At 64.7% G+C, this 16,121-nt stretch carries 14 protein-coding genes; all 14 read right to left on the minus strand.

All coding sequences use genetic code 11. The features are described from left to right. Positions 1–269 precede the first annotated feature (269 nt). Positions 270–1,820, minus strand: coding sequence for an amidophosphoribosyltransferase (gene purF / locus AB4Y32_RS17235; RefSeq protein ID WP_368722495.1), 1,551 nt, complete (start codon positions 1,818–1,820; stop codon positions 270–272). A gap of 135 nt (positions 1,821–1,955) precedes the next feature. Next, positions 1,956–2,450, minus strand: coding sequence for a CvpA family protein (locus AB4Y32_RS17240; protein ID WP_368722496.1), 495 nt, complete (start codon positions 2,448–2,450; stop codon positions 1,956–1,958). A gap of 7 nt (positions 2,451–2,457) precedes the next feature. Next, positions 2,458–3,384, minus strand: coding sequence for an SPOR domain-containing protein (locus AB4Y32_RS17245; protein ID WP_368722497.1), 927 nt, complete (start codon positions 3,382–3,384; stop codon positions 2,458–2,460). A gap of 27 nt (positions 3,385–3,411) precedes the next feature. Continuing rightward, positions 3,412–4,722, minus strand: coding sequence for a bifunctional tetrahydrofolate synthase/dihydrofolate synthase (folC, locus tag AB4Y32_RS17250; protein WP_368722498.1), 1,311 nt, complete (start codon positions 4,720–4,722; stop codon positions 3,412–3,414). Between the two features lie 132 nt (positions 4,723–4,854). After that, positions 4,855–5,727: an acetyl-CoA carboxylase, carboxyltransferase subunit beta gene (gene accD / locus AB4Y32_RS17255; protein ID WP_368722499.1), complete on the minus strand. Its 873-nt coding sequence runs from the start codon at positions 5,725–5,727 to the stop codon at positions 4,855–4,857. Between the two features lie 85 nt (positions 5,728–5,812). Next, positions 5,813–6,625, minus strand: coding sequence for a tryptophan synthase subunit alpha (gene trpA, locus AB4Y32_RS17260; protein WP_368722500.1), 813 nt, complete (start codon positions 6,623–6,625; stop codon positions 5,813–5,815). A gap of 35 nt (positions 6,626–6,660) precedes the next feature. After that, a complete protein-coding gene (locus tag AB4Y32_RS17265) occupies positions 6,661–7,572 on the minus strand; it encodes a site-specific DNA-methyltransferase (RefSeq protein ID WP_368722501.1) in 912 nt (303 codons plus the stop codon). An 11-nt stretch (positions 7,573–7,583) separates the two neighbouring features. Further along, a complete protein-coding gene (trpB, locus tag AB4Y32_RS17270; protein WP_368722502.1) occupies positions 7,584–8,777 on the minus strand; it encodes a tryptophan synthase subunit beta in 1,194 nt (397 codons plus the stop codon). 58 nt (positions 8,778–8,835) lie between these two features. Then, positions 8,836–9,582 (minus strand): phosphoribosylanthranilate isomerase, encoded by a 747-nt coding sequence (locus AB4Y32_RS17275; RefSeq protein WP_368722503.1) that lies wholly within the window; start codon positions 9,580–9,582, stop codon positions 8,836–8,838. After that, the gene (gene truA, locus AB4Y32_RS17280; RefSeq protein ID WP_368722504.1) at positions 9,579–10,391 is read right to left on the minus strand and encodes a tRNA pseudouridine(38-40) synthase TruA; all 813 of its coding nucleotides are present in this window, start codon (positions 10,389–10,391) and stop codon (positions 9,579–9,581) included. The genes AB4Y32_RS17275 and truA overlap by 4 nt, the downstream gene beginning before the upstream one ends. Further along, on the minus strand, positions 10,391–12,694 hold the full coding sequence (locus tag AB4Y32_RS17285; protein WP_368722505.1) for a FimV/HubP family polar landmark protein: 2,304 nt from the start codon (positions 12,692–12,694) through the stop codon (positions 10,391–10,393). Before AB4Y32_RS17285 ends, truA begins: the two co-directional genes overlap by 1 nt. A gap of 148 nt (positions 12,695–12,842) precedes the next feature. Further along, positions 12,843–13,964 (minus strand): aspartate-semialdehyde dehydrogenase, encoded by a 1,122-nt coding sequence (asd, locus tag AB4Y32_RS17290; RefSeq protein WP_368722506.1) that lies wholly within the window; start codon positions 13,962–13,964, stop codon positions 12,843–12,845. Positions 13,965–14,271: 307 nt separating this feature from the next. Further along, positions 14,272–15,339: a 3-isopropylmalate dehydrogenase gene (gene leuB / locus AB4Y32_RS17295; protein ID WP_368722507.1), complete on the minus strand. Its 1,068-nt coding sequence runs from the start codon at positions 15,337–15,339 to the stop codon at positions 14,272–14,274. A gap of 80 nt (positions 15,340–15,419) precedes the next feature. Continuing rightward, positions 15,420–16,073, minus strand: a complete 654-nt coding sequence (gene leuD, locus AB4Y32_RS17300) for a 3-isopropylmalate dehydratase small subunit (RefSeq protein ID WP_368722508.1) — start codon at positions 16,071–16,073, stop codon at positions 15,420–15,422. Between the last annotated feature and the right edge of the window lie 48 nt (positions 16,074–16,121).

A 16,121-nucleotide genomic window follows, 5' to 3' on the forward strand; every position in this document is an offset into this window, starting at 1 on the left:
CCAGCTTCCGCCAGGGTTCGCGCACGCGAGAGCAACAAAAAAGCCCGCTTTGCGTCGGCATAAGCGGGCTTCGTGTACGGAGATGCTGTGAGCGTCGATGGCTGTGCTGCTGGCCCCATCGTTCGCTTTAGCTGTTTCGGGTTTCCCCGCGTCCGCAAGCTGAGATCAAATCGACGCAAGACCCGATCGTAACACTGCATTGCGCCCTTCGGGACCGAAACACGGCGCGCGAGACTCGATGACGCCCAATCACGCGCGCCTGCCGCGATTTACTCCATCGACAGTTGCAGATGCAATTGCGATCGCGCGGTGCCGCCTTCGAGGGCTTCGCTCGCTGCGTCGCGGTCCGATTGCGCGGACGGCGCGAGGCGCGCGGATTCGATGCGGTCGAGATACTCGGTCGTCACGTCGCCGGTGATGTAGTTGCCATCGAAGCACGATGCTTCGAATTCCTTCAGCGCCGGGTTGATGTCGCGCACCGCGCTCTTCAGCGCATCGACGTCCTGGTAAACGAGGAAATCGGCGCCGATCAGCCGCGCCACTTCTTCGTCCGAACGGCCGTGCGCGACGAGTTCGCCGCGCGTCGGCATGTCGATGCCGTAGACGTTCGGGTACTTCACGGGCGGCGCCGCGGACGCGAAGATCACCTTATTCGCGCCCGCATCGCGCGCCATCTGCACGATTTCGTGCGAAGTAGTGCCGCGCACGATCGAATCGTCGACGATCAGCACGTTCTTGCCCTTGAACTCGATGCCCATCGCGTTCAGCTTCTGGCGCACCGATTTCTTGCGCACCGCCTGACCCGGCATGATGAAGGTACGGCCCACATAACGGTTCTTAAAGAAGCCTTCGCGGTATTCGACGCCGAGCTTCGCCGCGACCTGCATCGCCGCCGGTCGCGAGGAGTCGGGAATCGGCATCACGACGTCGATCTTCACGTCCTTCGGCAGTTCGCGCAGGATCTTCTCGGCCAGATAGTCGCCCATGCGCAAACGCGCGTTGTAGACGGGCACGCCGTCGAGCACCGAGTCCGGACGCGCGAGGTAAACGAGTTCGAAGATGCAGGGGTTCAGGCTCGGATTTGTCGCGCACTGCTGCGCGTGGAAATTGCCTTCGAAGTCGATGAAAACGGCTTCACCCGGCGCGACGTCGCGCACGAATTCGAAACCGATGCCTTCGATCGCCACCGATTCCGACGCCAGCATCCATTCCGTGCCCGACGCCGTTTCCAGCTTGCCGATGCACAGCGGACGGATGCCGAAAGGGTCGCGGAAGCCGAGCAAACCATAGCCCGAAACCAGTGACACGATCGCGTACGAGCCGCGCACGCGACGATGCACGCCCGACACGGCCTTGAACAGCGCCGCCGGATCGAGTTGCAGACCCGAGCTCGCCGTTTGCAGCTCGTGCGCGAACACGTTGAGCAGCACTTCGGTGTCGGAGTTCGTGTTGATGTGGCGGCGATCGACGCGGTACATCTCGTCCTTCAGCTGCGGCCAGTTCGTGAGGTTGCCGTTGTGCGCGAGGATGATGCCGAACGGCGCATTCACGTAGAACGGCTGGGCTTCTTCTTCGCTCGATGCGGAACCCGCCGTCGGGTAGCGCACCTGGCCGATACCGCTCGTGCCGGGCAGGCTGCGCATGTTGCGCGTGCGGAACACGTCGCGCACCATGCCGTTGGCCTTGTGCATGTGGAATGTGCTGCCGTTCGCCGTAGCGATGCCGGCTGCGTCCTGACCGCGGTGCTGCAGGAGCAGCAGGCTGTCATAGATCAGCTGGTTGACGGGAGACTGGGAAACTACGCCTACGATGCCGCACATGGCATGTCCTTCAAAGGGTACGAAATTCGATCAGTGGCGGTGCCGGGGAGGCAACCGCGCGCGCCGTGGTTCTGACTGCTTCATCCATCGGCCCGCCTTCTCTTCCGCCTTCGTCCCGTTGCGTGCAACGCTTCGTTACACGTGGACGTAGGCGGCGAGCGTCTCGGGAAGCAGAGGCTTCAACTCTCGAACGCCCTGCACGGCATAGGGCCGCAGCAGCGCGTTGCGCCAGAATTCCTGTTTGGGCAATTCGGTCAAGCCAGCGAGGGCGACCAGAATTAGCACCAGTATGACCCCGCGTACGAGGCCGAACATCAGTCCAACCGAGCGGTCCACGCCGCCCAGGCCGGAAACCTGCACCAGCCGGCTCAGCAACGCATTCGCCACGCTAGCCACCAGTATCACGCCGATGACGATGGCCGCGAACGCGATCAGCCACTGCGTCAACGCGCCGCCCGGCCAGTTCGCCGGGACGAAGGGCGCCAGCAGGCCAACAAAGCGCGCCGCCACCAGGAACGCGACGACCCAGCCGATCAGCCCGAACACCTCGGACAGAAAGCCACGCCACGCTCCGCGCAGCGCCGACAGGCCGATCACCGCCATTACAGCGTAGTCGAATGCGGTGAACATCGCCGGCTTACTGCGCGGCGCCGTTGTTCGCACCCGACGTCAGGCCCGCCTCGCGCACCTTCGCGATAGCCGCCGACGCCGCCGCGCGGTCCGCGAACGGACCGGCACGCAACAAGGTTCGGGTCGAGCCGTCAGCCTGCTTGCGACGCTCGGTATATGCGGGCACGCCCGCCGCTTTCAACTTGCTTGCCCAAGTGTGCGCGCTGGCGTCGTCCTGGAACGCGCCCAGTTGCACTGCGAAACGGTTGCCGGGAGGCGCCGCGGGCGTGCCCGATTCGGTGCCGGACGCGGCAATTTGCGCGGTATCCGTGACGGCGGGTTTCTGTTCCGCCTTCTGCTCCGGCTTTGCCGCCGGCTTCGCTTCAGCTTGCGGTTTGACAGCGGGCTTCGTGGCCTGAGCCGGCGTATTGTTCGCGACGACGGAAGGCACCTGCGGCTTCGCCGGCGTCATGTCGATCGGCGCGCTCCGGCTGTCGTGCTGCGACGCGACGGCACCCGTTGCCGCCGTGCCCGACGCGGCGCGCGCAAGGCCCGACGCAGCCAGCGCCGCATCCGGCACTGCGGGATTGTCGGGCGCGACGCCCGCTTGCGTGTCGGCGTCGTCTGCCGCGCGCGACTTCGGGATCGGGCGGCTGGGAATGTCGATGGAAATGTCGTCGGTGACGGGCTTCGGATGCGAGTCAAGCACCATCGGCAGGATCACGACGGCGGCGATCACCAGCGCGATTGCGCCAACCAGGCGCCGGCGCGCGCGCTGCTTCTCGGGAAGCGTGGGGTCGAGCATCATCGCATCGGCGTCGCCGGAACGGTCCGTGCGGCGGCTGCGCCGTTCGACCCGCTCAGTGCGCTCGGCACGACTGCCGCGACTGGAACTTGAATTTGCGCCGCGCCGCGTAGGTGCGTCGTCTTTCTTGCCGAACGAGAAAATACCCATGAATGGCTTGGTTCGAGGCCCGCGCGTTCAGTGTTGCTGCGATTTACGGTAGGTCATTACGCCTGCAACCGTATAGAAACTGCCGAAAACGACGATTCTATCATTGTCGGATGCCCGTTTTAGCGCATCCTGGAAAGCTTCTGCCGGTGTTGCAAAACGCGTGACAGTGGAGTCCGGCCCATCGGCGACGCCCGCGTCGCGCAGCGCCGTTTCCAGTTCTTCGGCGCTCGCCGCGCGCGGCGTAGGCAGATCGGTCACGCACCAGTGATCGATCTCGCCCTTCAGGTGCGCCACGACGCCCGCGATGTCCTTGTCACGCATGGAGCCAAATACGGCGTAAGTGTACGGAAAATAGCCCATGTTGCCGAGATTTTGGCCCAACACGGCAGCAGCATGCGGATTATGCCCGACGTCGAGCACGATCGAAGGCTTGCCGGGCAGCACCTGGAAGCGTCCCGGCAATTCGACGTTGGCGAGACCCAGCCGGATGTCCTGCGCCGACACGGGCAGACGATCGCGCAGCGCTTCCAGCCCCGCCAGCGCCGCCGACGTGTTGATCAACTGATTCGCGCCGCGCAGCGCCGGATAGGCGAGCGCGGAACGGCGCATCGACGGGCCGATGTAACTCCACTGCTGCCGCTCGCTGCCCGCCTGGCCTTCGTAGCGGAAGTCGCGCCCGAAAAGCCACAGGTCAGCGCCGATCTTTTCGGCATGCTCGATGAGCGTTGGCGGCGGAACGGGATCGGCGCAGATGGCCGGCTTGCCCGGACGGAAAATGCCCGCTTTCTCGAAGCCGATTTTTTCGCGCGTATCACCGAGAAAGTCGGTGTGATCGATGTCGATGCTCGTGATGATCGCGCAATCGGTATCGAGGATGTTCACGGCGTCGAGGCGCCCGCCGAGCCCCACTTCGAAAATCACCACGTCGAGGCCGCGCTCCGCGAACAGATGCATGATCGCGAGCGTCGTAAACTCGAAATACGTCAGCGAGACGGGCTGGGGCAGCGACCGGCGCGCCTGCTCGACGGCCTCGAAATGCGGCAGCAGTTCGGCATCCGTCGCCATCTGGCCGTTGATCCGCGCGCGCTCGTTGAACGCGAGCAGATGCGGCGACGTGTGGCAGCCGACGGAATAGCCGGCGCGCAGCAGGATCGACTCGAGAATCGCGCACGTCGACCCCTTGCCGTTCGTTCCGCCGACGGTGATCACCGGGCACGCGAACGACAATTGCAGCGCGTCGCGCACCTGGCTGATGCGGGCCAAGCCCATGTCGATGCCGACGGGATGCGCGGATTCGAGATGGGCGAGCCACGCGTCGAGAGTGGGGAAAGTGGTCATCGGATGAAACTGAAGTGCGGACCGGAATTATCCTGGAAATGACAACGCGCCGCTTGATTACCTCTCGCGGCGCGTTGGTTTTTCTTACCGGCTGCGCGGTTCAATTGCGCGGCCGTTAGCGTGGACAAGCGTTCAGGCGACGGCGTCGGCGGGCTGGCGCGTCAGCAGCGCCATCACTTTCGCCAGTTCTTCGCGCAGCTTGCGGCGGTCGACGATCATGTCGATCGCGCCCTTTTGCAGCAGGAATTCGGCGCGCTGGAAGCCTTCCGGCAGCTTTTCGCGCACGGTCTGCTCGATCACGCGCGGGCCGGCGAAGCCGATCAGCGCCTTCGGCTCGGCGATCACGACGTCGCCGAGGAACGCAAAGCTCGCCGACACGCCGCCCATCGTCGGATCGGTCAGCACGGAAATGAACGGCAGCTTCGCTTCGGCGAGCTTGGTCAGCATGGCCGTGGTCTTGGCCATCTGCATCAGCGACAGCAGGCTTTCCTGCATCCGCGCGCCGCCCGAAGCGGTGAAGCAGACGAACGGCACGTGCTGCTCGATCGCGTTCTGCGCGCCACGCGCGAAACGCTCGCCGACCACGGAGCCCATCGAGCCGCCCATGAACGCGAACTCGAAGCACGCGACGACGACAGGCAGCGTGTGAATCGCGCCGCCCATCACGACCATCGCGTCGGTTTCATCCGTCTCGTCCATCGCCTCTTTCAGACGATCCGGATACTTGCGGCTGTCCTTGAACTTGAGCGCATCGACGGGAAGGATTTCCTGGCCGATCTCATAGCGGCCTTCCGGGTCGAGCAAGCCGTCGAGCCGTTCGCGCGCACCGATCCGCATGTGGTGATCGCACTTCGGGCAAACGTGCAGATTCGCCTCGACATCGTTGCGGTACAGCACCGCTTCGCACGACGGGCACTTGATCCACAGCCCTTCCGGAATGCCCTTGCGGCTCTTCGGATCGGTTTGCTTGATTTTCGGCGGCAACAGTTTGTCGAGCCAGCTCATGGTCATTCCTTCCAGGATTCGCGATACGCATAGCGGCGCGGTCCAGTCCGCGCCGCCAGCGTAACTGCGACAAAATTATTGTTTATCAGGCAGTCGCGCCGATGCTGTCGATGGCCTGGCGAATCTCGGTGATGAAATTCTCCAGCTTGCCGGCAGCGGACTCGGGTGCCGCTTCTTCGAGCAATTGCACGATACGGCTGCCGATCACGACGGCATCGGAAACCTCGGCGACCGCGCGCGCCGACTGCGCGTCGCGAATGCCGAAACCGACGCCTACGGGCAGCGGCACGCACGACTTGATGGCCGGGATTTTACCCGCGATGCTCAAAACGTCCAGATTCGCAGCGCCCGTCACACCCTTGAGCGATACATAGTAGACGTAACCGCTCGCGATTTTACCAACCTCGGCGATGCGCTCGTCCGTCGACGTGGGCGCGAGCAAGAAAATCGGATCGATCCCGGCCGCCTTCATCTTTTCGGCGAAGTTAGCCGATTCTTCCGGCGGATAGTCGACGACCAGCACGCCGTCGACGCCCGCTTCCTTCGCTGCCGCTGCGAACGCGTCGGCGCCCATGCGCTCGATGGGGTTTGCGTAGCCCATCAGCACGACGGGCGTCGTGTCGTCGGTTTCGCGGAAGCGCTTTACGTCGGCGAGCACGTGCTTCAGCGATACGCCCTTTGCCAGCGCGCGCTCCGACGACTGCTGGATCACAGGGCCGTCTGCCATCGGGTCGGAGAACGGCACGCCAAGCTCGATGACATCCGCGCCGCCCTTGGCGAGCGCGTGCATGAACTCGACGGTGCGCGCCGGGTCCGGGTCGCCGGCGGTGATGAACGGGATCAGGCCTTTCTTGCCCTGCGCGGCCAGAGCCGCAAACGTCGATTGAATACGGGACATGGAATTTTCTCGAAGTCGATTACTGCGGGTTTGGCTCAGGCCGCCGGATCGGCGACGATTGCCTTGCCGCGAGAAACGGGCTCGGGCGGATTCGCCGCCAAACTGACGCGTTCTCGCGCGATTGCGCAGTAACTTTCATTGATCTCATAGCCGACGAATTCGCGCTTCTGGCGTGCGCAAGCGACGGCCGTCGTGCCGCTTCCCATGAACGGGTCGAGCACGCGGCCACCCGGCGGACAACTCGCAAGCACCATCCGCTCGACGATTTCGAGCGGCTTCTGTGTCGGGTGCGCGACCCGCTCGGCGTGCTGCCGATGCAGGCGCGAGACCGACCAGACGTCCTTCGGGTTGTAGCCGAGTTCCAGCCACTTGCTGCCTTCGAACAACTTGCGCGAACGCGCCTTCTTCGTGGCGGCATCGTACGGGATGCGGACGGGATCGAGGTCGAAATAATAGTCTTTCGACATCGCGAAGTAACCGATGTTGTCGTGCACGGACGTAAAGCGGCGTGTCGTGCCACCCATGCTCGGCACGCGCCGGTCCCAGATGATCTCGTTGACCATCGTGAGCCGGCTCTTCAGAAACACGAAGATTTCCGGCGCGTACTGCCACGTGCAGAAGATGTACAGCGAACCCGACGGCTTGAGCTTCGGAATGGCGAGATCGAGCCAGCCACGCGTCCAGGCGAGAAAATCCTCGCCCGTGCGCATGTCCGAATCGTTGCCATAGTCCTTGCCCAAACCATACGGCGGATCGGCAACGATCAGATCGATCGAGCCATCCGGCAGATTCGCTGCCTCGGTCAGAAAATCGCGGTTCAGAAGCTCGATGCCAGCCGGTAGCGGCAGCAGCGATGCAGTGTCCGCCTGATGAAACGACTCGGCGACGCCTGCTTCAGCGTCGCCGTTCAGCGCGGGCGGCTGCGGCTCCTCGAACTCGTCGCGCATCGTCGGGGCGCTCAGAACTGGATGCCCGATCGCTCGGCGACCGTGTGCATGTCCTTGTCGCCCCGGCCCGACAGGTTCACCAGAAGGATTTTGTCCTTCGGCAGCGTCGGCGCGAGCTTCGCCGCGTATGCGAGCGCGTGGCTCGACTCCAGCGCGGGAATGATGCCTTCGATGCGGCAGCAGTCGTGGAACGCCTTGAGCGCCTCTTCGTCGGTGATGCCGACGTACTCCGCGCGGCCGCTGTCCTTGAGCCACGCGTGCTCAGGACCGACGCCCGGATAGTCGAGGCCCGCAGACACCGAATGCGTCTCGATGATCTGGCCGTTCTCGTCCTGCAGCAGATACGTGCGATTGCCGTGCAGCACGCCGGGGCTGCCGCCGATCAGCGATGCCGCGTGGCGCCCCGTATCGATGCCGTCGCCGGCAGCTTCCACGCCGATCAGCTTCACGGAAGTGTCTTCAACATACGGGTAAAAGATGCCCATCGCGTTCGAACCGCCGCCAACGCACGCGATCACGGCATCCGGCTGGCGTCCCGTCAGTTCGGGCATCTGCACCTTGCATTCATCGCCGATCACGCGCTGGAAGTCGCGCACCATCATCGGATACGGATGCGGACCGGCCACCGTGCCAATGATATAGAACGTGTTTTCAACGTTCGTCACCCAGTCGCGCATCGCTTCGTTGAGCGCGTCCTTCAGCGTGCGCGAGCCCGATTCGACGGGCACGACTGTCGCGCCGAGCAGTTTCATCCGGTAGACGTTTGCAGCCTGGCGACGCACGTCCTCGGCGCCCATGTACACGACGCACTCCATGCCGAAGCGCGCCGCGATCGTGGCAGTTGCGACGCCGTGCTGGCCCGCACCCGTCTCTGCGATCACGCGCGGCTTGCCCATGCGCTTCGCGAGCAGCGCCTGGCCGATCACGTTGTTCACCTTGTGCGCGCCCGTGTGGTTCAGGTCTTCGCGCTTCAGATAAACCTGCGCGCCGCCGAGCAGTTCGCTCCAGCGTTGCGCGTGATAAACGGGGGAAGGACGACCGACGAAATACTTCAGTTCGCGATTGTATTCGGCGATGAAGTCCGTGTCTTTGGAGTACTTTTCGTATGCTTTGCGCAGTTCGTCGAGCGCATGAATCAGCGTCTCGGCGACGAACACGCCGCCATATTGACCGAAGTGGCCGCGTTCATCGGGTAAGTTGTACATATTCCGTCACTCTTCTCAGTGTGCCGCTGCCTGCGCGATGCGCGGCGCGGCCTGGGAATCATCCGGCGTCCGCTTCGCGCACCGCGCGCACGAACGCCGCCATCCGGGCGTGATCTTTCACGCCCTTTGCGCCCGGCACCTCGATGCCGCTCGAGACATCGACCGCGTACGGGCGCACGCGATGAATCGCATCACTGACGTTTTGCGTGCTCAACCCACCACTCAAAACGGCCCGACGCGCGAGCTCTGCTGGAATAAGTGACCAATCGAAGACCTTCCCGCCGCCGCCATAGCCTTCGACATGAGTGTCGAACATGAGACCGCTGGCGGCTGAATAGTTAAGGGCTGATTTTATCAAATCGGCCGGTTGAGTATCGGGCGCAATTCGCAGCGCGCGCAACCAAGGCAAACCCGCAATGCCCGCCAGTTTCTCGCACTGCTCGGGCGTTTCGTCGCCGTGGAACTGGAGCATCGTCAGCGGCACGTTGCAGGTGACTTCGTTGAACCAATCCGGCGTCGGATTCACGAACAGCCCGACCACCGACACGAATGGCGGCACGATGCGCGTCATTTCGACGGCTTGCGCGACGCTCAGCGCGCGCGGACTGGGCGGGTAGAACACGAGGCCGATCGCGTCGGCGCCCAAGGCGACGGCATGCGCGACGTCGGCGGCATTGCCGAGCCCGCACAGCTTGATGCGCGTGCGGTGCGGGACGGTTTCGTCGGCGGGCGAGACGTTTTCTGCCTGGCTATCAACGGAAACGGCGGCGGAAGCGGAGGAATCGGCGGATTTGGCGGAAGTCATGAGTCGGTCCAAACAGTGCTCCACGGGACGCTGCCCGCCTGCGGCGCAGGCACAGCGAACGCCTCAGGATAGCCCACTTGCGCGAGATACAGCCCGTCGGGCATGAATGTAGGCGCGGCCTGATTCCGGTCGAGGCTTTCGAGCACTTCGGCGAGCCATGTTGCCGGATAGCGTTCGCGGCCCACGGCCACGAGGCAGCCCATCAGATTACGCACCATGTGATGCAAAAACGCGTTCGCCCGGAAGCGGAAATGGATGAAGTCGCCCTGCGGCCGGATATCGACCTGATACAGATGCTTGACGGGCGTCTTCGCCTGGCACTCCGACGAGCGGAACGCCGAAAAATCATGCTCGCCGATCAGGCAGGAAGCCGCTTCGCGCATCGCGTCGATGTCGAGCGGCGTGTGAATCCAGCCCGCGCGGCCCACGAGCATCGGCGAGCGCACGGGATGCACATAGAGCGCGTAGTAGTACGTGCGCTCGAATGCGGAAAAGCGCGCGTGGAACGCGTCGGGCATCGGCTTCGCCCATTGCACGGCGACCGTCTTCGGCAAAAACGCGTTCGTGCCGCGCACCCACGAAAATTCCGCGCGATCCAGCTCGGTGTCGAAATGCACGACCTGCCCGAGCCCGTGGACGCCCGTATCCGTGCGCCCCGCGACGACCGTCTGCAGCGGCGTCTGCGCGAATTCGCGCAGCGCGCGCTCGAGTGCGTCCTGCACCGTCTTGCCGTGCGGCTGCGACTGCCAGCCGCAAAACGCCGCGCCGTCGTACTGGATGCCTAGCGCAATACGCTTCACGGCAGACATCACGAAAGCGGCGCGAGCGTCGACAGCAACGCGCGAGCATCGGCGCGCGTCGCGGCATCGTTCGATTCGATGACTTCGTTGATCAGCGTGCGCGCGCCGACGACGTCGCCGAGATCGATGTATTCGACGGCCAGATCGAGCTTGTTGCGGGCGATCCGAGCGAGTTCTTCCGGTGTGAACGCGGGCACGGCCTGCGATGGGCCGGGCGGCAATTCGAGGTCGAAATCGAGCTTCAGCGCGCCGAACGGCGCGGCGCCCAGGCCCGCGACGGCAGCCGCGCCCGCCGTGCCCGCGACGATTTCATCGGCGGCGGCGGGCGGCTTGGGGGCGTGCTCCGGCATCGCCTGCTGCGCAGTGATGTCCGGCGCGACGACGGGTTGCGTGGTCAGCGACGCGGGCGGCGTCACAGCGTGCGCGCCCAGCGTGTCCGGCAAGTCGAACTCCGCCGCGGGCTCAGCGTGGGCGGCGCGCGGCGGCAACGCGAAGTCGTCGAGGCTATCGAGCGCGCGGATGGCATCGCGCGGAAAATCGTCCGCGAGGGCGGGTCCCAGCGGCGGTGGTTCGCCCAACGGGAAACGCTCGGGCGTCGACGGCCGCTCGGGCAACGCGAGCGAGTCGTCGTCGGGCAGGGGCTCGATCAGTTGCTCATGTTGAGCGGCGGGTTCGACCTGGCCCTGTTGAACCGGCGGCGTGGCGGACGAGATGGGCGGCTCGAAGGTCGGCTCGCGAAACGCCACGTCCGGCGCCGCGTCGAGGTCCAGCTCGAGCGGTGCTCGCGTAGTTGCCGGGGCTTCTTCGGATTGCTCGAGCGCTGGATGCGCGGGCGACCCGGTGGGCGCGTGAATCGGCGCTTCGTCGAGCGACGACTCGACGCGCGCGGTTTCAGCGGCACGATCGGCCGTCGGCGCAGCCTGTTCGCGCGAGGCCTGTTCCTGCGCCGCAGCCTCGGCGGTACGCGCTTCCTCGCGCGCGGGGTCGAGCGACTCGCGCGGCAATGCGTCGGCGCCCAGCGACGCAGCCGCCGCCAGACCGGCTTCAGCCGACGCGTCGTCGAAGGTTTCAGGTTCCGACTTCGGCTCGCTTTCGGCGACGGGCACAGTCGCAGCGGCGCGCGGCGCTTGATGCGTGTCGGCAGGCGAGGTTGACGGTGATTTCGGCGCGGCAGGCGTTTCTTCGGAAACCCGTGCCGCATCCGGTGTGACGCGCGGCGATTCATCGCCGGGCGCGGACGCCTCGCTCGCCGCCGCCTCGTCGCGCGCAGCCTTCCGGCGCCGGCGCATCGTGAGGCCGGCCAGCAGCGCCACGAGTGCCGCGCCGACGGCGGCCGCCACGCCCAGATACTCCTGCGGAATACCGGCGGGGCCGCTGACAGGGTGCGTCACTGCCGGTGCCGGCGTTGGGGAGGCGGGCGTCGCATTTGCGGGCGCGCTGGCGCCAGCCGTCGAATTCGAAGGCTGTGTCGCGCCAGGCGCAGTCGCGGCGTTTCCGTTCGACGCCGGCTGCTTGCCGATGCCATGCTTCTGCAATTCCATCAGCACGCGGTTTTTCAGCGCCAGCAACTGCTGCAAGCTCGAAACCTGCGGATGCGCCTGCGATGCGGATTGCGCGCTAGCGGCCGGTGCGCTGCTCTGAATCGAGCCCGTCCACGCATGCGTGCCGCTCGCCGCCGATGCCGGCGGCGCGGTCGTGCCCGCAGCCTGCGAGCCGGCAGCCGGCGTCGTTTCGGTTGTTGCCGGCGCGCTGGCGCTCTGCGAATGCGGCGCCGTCGACGTCGACGAAGCCCCCGTTTCAGCGGCCGCGCCCGTATCGGCTGGTGCGGCGGGCGTCGGCGCCGCTGGCGCTGCCGCCGACGTCGTCGCAGAAGCGTTAGTCGCTGCCTGTGCCGTCGAGCCCGGCGCGGACGCCGGCTCCGCCGCCGCAGCCGCACTGGCCGCCGCGCCCGTCGCATCGACGGGCGGCAGGTTCAGGACGGCACCCAGCCGCAAGCGGCTCGGATCGTGCCCCATGAACGCGTTCGGATTTGCGTCGAAAATCGCTTTCGCCGCACGCGCCAGCACCGCGCGATCGTGCGACTGCGTGAGCGCAATCGCGGCATCGTTCAGCGATTGCCCCGGCTGCACGGTGAATTGCGCCGCGCCCGCGCCGGCCGTTGCAGCGGCGCTCGCTGCGCCCGTGGCGGCTGTCTGCGCGAATGCCGCGCCGGGCGTCGACAGTGCGCCGGCAAATACGATCGCGACTGCCGCCGCGATCTGATGCGAGCCGCTGCGCAGGGCGGCGGGAAGAGTCTGGAATCGGGTCGTCATCGGGACCTTTGTTGCATGGCCATGCGGCACATGTTGAAGAGTGTTGGCGACAAGATTCGGTAATGCCCAAATGAAAAAAGCGCCGCGAGAATCGCGACGCTTTCTGGAGTTTTTTACGCGTCGTTGAACTGATCGCGCGTAGTTTACTTTACTTGTCGAGCAGAATGCGAAGCATACGACGCAGCGGCTCCGCAGCGCCCCACAGCAACTGGTCGCCGACCGTGAACGCGGACAGATATTCGCCGCCCATCGCCAGCTTGCGCAGACGGCCGACGGGAACCGTCAGCGTGCCCGTCACGACGGCGGGCGACAGATCGCGGATCGACGCTTCGCGCTCGTTCGGCACGACCTTCACCCAGTCGTTCGCCGATGCGAGGATGCCGTTCACTTCGTCGAGCGGCACGTCCTTCTTCAGCTTGATCGTCAGCGCCTGCGAGTGGCAGCGCATTGCGCCGATGCGAACGCACAGGCCATCGACAGGGATCGAGCCCGGCTCGCCCATCGCGGGCTTGCCGAGAATCTTGTTGGTTTCTGCGCCGCCCTTCCACTCTTCCTTCGACATGCCGTTGCCGAGATCCTTGTCGATCCACGGAATCAGCGAGCCGGCGAGCGGCACGCCGAAATGGTCGGTCGGCATGCGCTCGCTGTTCATCGCCGACAGCACGCGGCGGTCGATGTCGAGAATCGCCGACGACGGATCGGCCAGGTCTTCCTTCGCCGCGCCGTACAGCGTGCCCATCTGCTGCAGCAGTTCGCGCATGTTCTGCGCGCCCGCGCCCGATGCGGCCTGATACGTCATGGCCGTGATCCAGTCGACGAGGTTTTCGCGGAACAGGCCGCCCAGCGCCATCAGCATCAGGCTGACCGTGCAGTTGCCGCCGATGAAATTCTTCTGGCCCTTGACCAGCGCGTTCTTGATCACGTCGAGGTTGACGGGATCGAGAATGATGACGGCGTCATCCTTCATGCGCAGCGCCGACGCTGCGTCGATCCAGTAGCCGTTCCAACCCGCTGCGCGCAGCTTGGGGAACACTTCGTTCGTGTAGTCGCCGCCCTGGCAGGAAATGATGGCGTCGCACTTCTTCAGGTCGTCGATGCTTGTCGCATCTTTGAGCTTGGTCTCGTTCTTGGCGAACGACGGCGCATTGCCGCCCGCGTTGCTGGTGCTGAAAAACACCGGTTCGATCAGATCGAAATCGCGTTCCTCTTGCATACGCTGCATCAGGACGCTGCCGACCATGCCGCGCCAACCTACGAGACCTACGTTCATGACTTACCCTTGGAGTGGACACTTCCCCGCAACTTTGCCCGGCGTGACCGCGCGGGGAAGATGGGCGGGCACGACGGACGATCAGCGCTTCGTGATCGTTTTCGGGGTAATCGTTTTGGTGGTAATGGCGAGCGCAACCACGCGGGCCGTTTTGCCGCGCAGTGTCGAAATCGAGGTGATTTGAGGAATCGTCGCCATCGTTGGAGTGTACACGAAAACCCGCTTTTTGCGGCGCGTACGCCGCGTTTCGCGTGAACCGGCACGAAACCGACCGATTCACGCGTATTTGCCTGTAAAACAGCGCGCGTTACAGCGCCGCGACGACGGCATCGCCCATCGCCGACGTGCCGACCTGCTGGCAACCCGGCGTGACGATGTCGCCTGTGCGGTAGCCCTGCTCCAGCACCTTCTTCACGGCGCTTTCGATGCGGTCAGCCTGCTCGGCCTTGTTCAGCGAATAACGCAGCATCATCGCGGCCGAGAGGATGGTCGCGAGCGGATTCGCGATGCCCTTGCCGGCGATGTCCGGCGCCGAACCGTGCGACGGCTCGTACAGACCCTTGTTGTTCTTGTCGAGCGACGCCGACGGCAGCATGCCGATCGAGCCCGTCAGCATCGCGGCCTCGTCGGACAGAATGTCGCCGAACATATTGCCCGTGACGATCACGTCGAACGACTTCGGCGCCTTCACGAGCTGCATCGCCGCGTTGTCGACGTACATGTGCGACAGCTCGACGTCCGCGTATTCCTTCGACACGTCGATCATGATGTCCTTCCAGAACTGCGACGTTTCGAGCACGTTCGCCTTGTCGACGGAAGTCAGCTTCTTGCCGCGCTTCTGCGCCGCCTGGAACGCGACGTGCGCGATGCGGCGGATTTCGGGCTCCGCATACCGCATCGTGTCGAAGCCCTCCTTCGCGCCTTCGAACAGACCGTCCGGCGCCTGACGCACGCCGCGCGGCTGGCCGAAGTAGATGTCGCCGTTCAGTTCGCGCACGATCAGGATGTCGAGGCCCGAGACGATTTCCGGCTTCAGCGACGAAGCGCCCGTAAGCTGCGGATAGCAGATCGCCGGACGGAAGTTCGCGAAGAGCTGCAGATGCTTGCGCAGGCCGAGAATCGCCTGCTCCGGGCGCAGCGCGCGCTCGAGCGAATCGTATTTCCAGTCGCCGACCGCGCCGAACAGAATCGCGTCCGCTTCCTTCGCGAGCTTCAGCGTGGCTTCCGGCAGCGGATGGCCCGCCGCTTCGTAGCCCGCGCCGCCGACGGGCGCCTCTTCCAGCTCGAACTTCTCTCCGAGCACGTTCAGAACCTTGACTGCTTCCTTGACGATTTCCTTGCCGATGCCGTCGCCCGGCAACACTGCGATCTTCATGCGTATTCCTTGTCGATTTCTATCTGGCTTTTATCGGGCGCTTCAACGCGTGAGTGTGGACTTGAGCGCGAACGCGCGCTTCAGCGCACGAGGCGATGATTCAGCCACGGCTGCTTCGCGATGCGCTCCGCTTCGAACTGGCGGATCTTGTCCGCGTGACGCAGCGTGAGGCCGATGTCGTCGAAGCCGTTCAGCAGACAATACTTGCGAAACGCGGCGACCTCGAACGGATACTCGGTGCTGCCGTCCGTCGTGCGCACGACCTGCTTGTCGAGATCGACCGTCAGCTGAAAGCCGGTGAACGCAAATGTTTCGTTGAACAGATGGTCGACCTGCTGCTCCGTCAGAACGATCGGCAACAGGCCGTTCTTGAAGCAGTTGTTGTAAAAGATGTCCGCGAAGCTCGGCGCGATGATCGCGCGGAAGCCGTACTGTTGCAGCGCCCACGGCGCGTGCTCGCGCGAGCTGCCGCAACCGAAGTTCTGGCGCGCGAGCAGGACGGAGGCGCCCTGGTAGCGCGGCTGGTTCAGCACGAAATCGGGATTCAGCGGACGCTTCGAGTTGTCCTGCCCCGGCTCGCCGTGATCGAGGTAACGCCATTCGTCGAATGCGTTCGGACCGAAGCCCGTGCGCTTGATCGACTTCAGGAACTGCTTCGGAATGATCGCGTCGGTGTCGACGTTCTCGCGATCGAGCGGCGCCACGACGCCGGTGTGTACGATGAATTTTTCCATGACGCTTTCGCCTGTTCGAAGCCGGACGGCGCGCGCTGTGCGCGGCAG

Origin of the sequence: Paraburkholderia phymatum (assembly GCF_040965635.1) — a bacterium.
GTDB lineage: Bacteria > Pseudomonadota > Gammaproteobacteria > Burkholderiales > Burkholderiaceae > Paraburkholderia > Paraburkholderia phymatum_B.

Excerpts from the sequence above, each read along its gene's own strand:
- purF (WP_368722495.1), bottom strand. The coding sequence starts at position 1,820 with ATGTGCGGCATCGTAGGCGTAGTTTCCCAGTCTCCCGTCAACCAGCTG.
- AB4Y32_RS17240 (WP_368722496.1), bottom strand. The coding sequence starts at position 2,450 with ATGTTCACCGCATTCGACTACGCTGTAATGGCGGTGATCGGCCTGTCG.
- AB4Y32_RS17245 (WP_368722497.1), bottom strand. The coding sequence starts at position 3,384 with ATGGGTATTTTCTCGTTCGGCAAGAAAGACGACGCACCTACGCGGCGC.
- folC (WP_368722498.1), bottom strand. The coding sequence starts at position 4,722 with ATGACCACTTTCCCCACTCTCGACGCGTGGCTCGCCCATCTCGAATCC.
- accD (WP_368722499.1), bottom strand. The coding sequence starts at position 5,727 with ATGAGCTGGCTCGACAAACTGTTGCCGCCGAAAATCAAGCAAACCGAT.
- trpA (WP_368722500.1), bottom strand. The coding sequence starts at position 6,625 with ATGTCCCGTATTCAATCGACGTTTGCGGCTCTGGCCGCGCAGGGCAAG.
- AB4Y32_RS17265 (WP_368722501.1), bottom strand. The coding sequence starts at position 7,572 with ATGCGCGACGAGTTCGAGGAGCCGCAGCCGCCCGCGCTGAACGGCGAC.
- trpB (WP_368722502.1), bottom strand. The coding sequence starts at position 8,777 with ATGTACAACTTACCCGATGAACGCGGCCACTTCGGTCAATATGGCGGC.
- AB4Y32_RS17275 (WP_368722503.1), bottom strand. The coding sequence starts at position 9,582 with ATGACTTCCGCCAAATCCGCCGATTCCTCCGCTTCCGCCGCCGTTTCC.
- truA (WP_368722504.1), bottom strand. The coding sequence starts at position 10,391 with ATGTCTGCCGTGAAGCGTATTGCGCTAGGCATCCAGTACGACGGCGCG.
- AB4Y32_RS17285 (WP_368722505.1), bottom strand. The coding sequence starts at position 12,694 with ATGACGACCCGATTCCAGACTCTTCCCGCCGCCCTGCGCAGCGGCTCG.
- asd (WP_368722506.1), bottom strand. The coding sequence starts at position 13,964 with ATGAACGTAGGTCTCGTAGGTTGGCGCGGCATGGTCGGCAGCGTCCTG.
- leuB (WP_368722507.1), bottom strand. The coding sequence starts at position 15,339 with ATGAAGATCGCAGTGTTGCCGGGCGACGGCATCGGCAAGGAAATCGTC.
- leuD (WP_368722508.1), bottom strand. The coding sequence starts at position 16,073 with ATGGAAAAATTCATCGTACACACCGGCGTCGTGGCGCCGCTCGATCGC.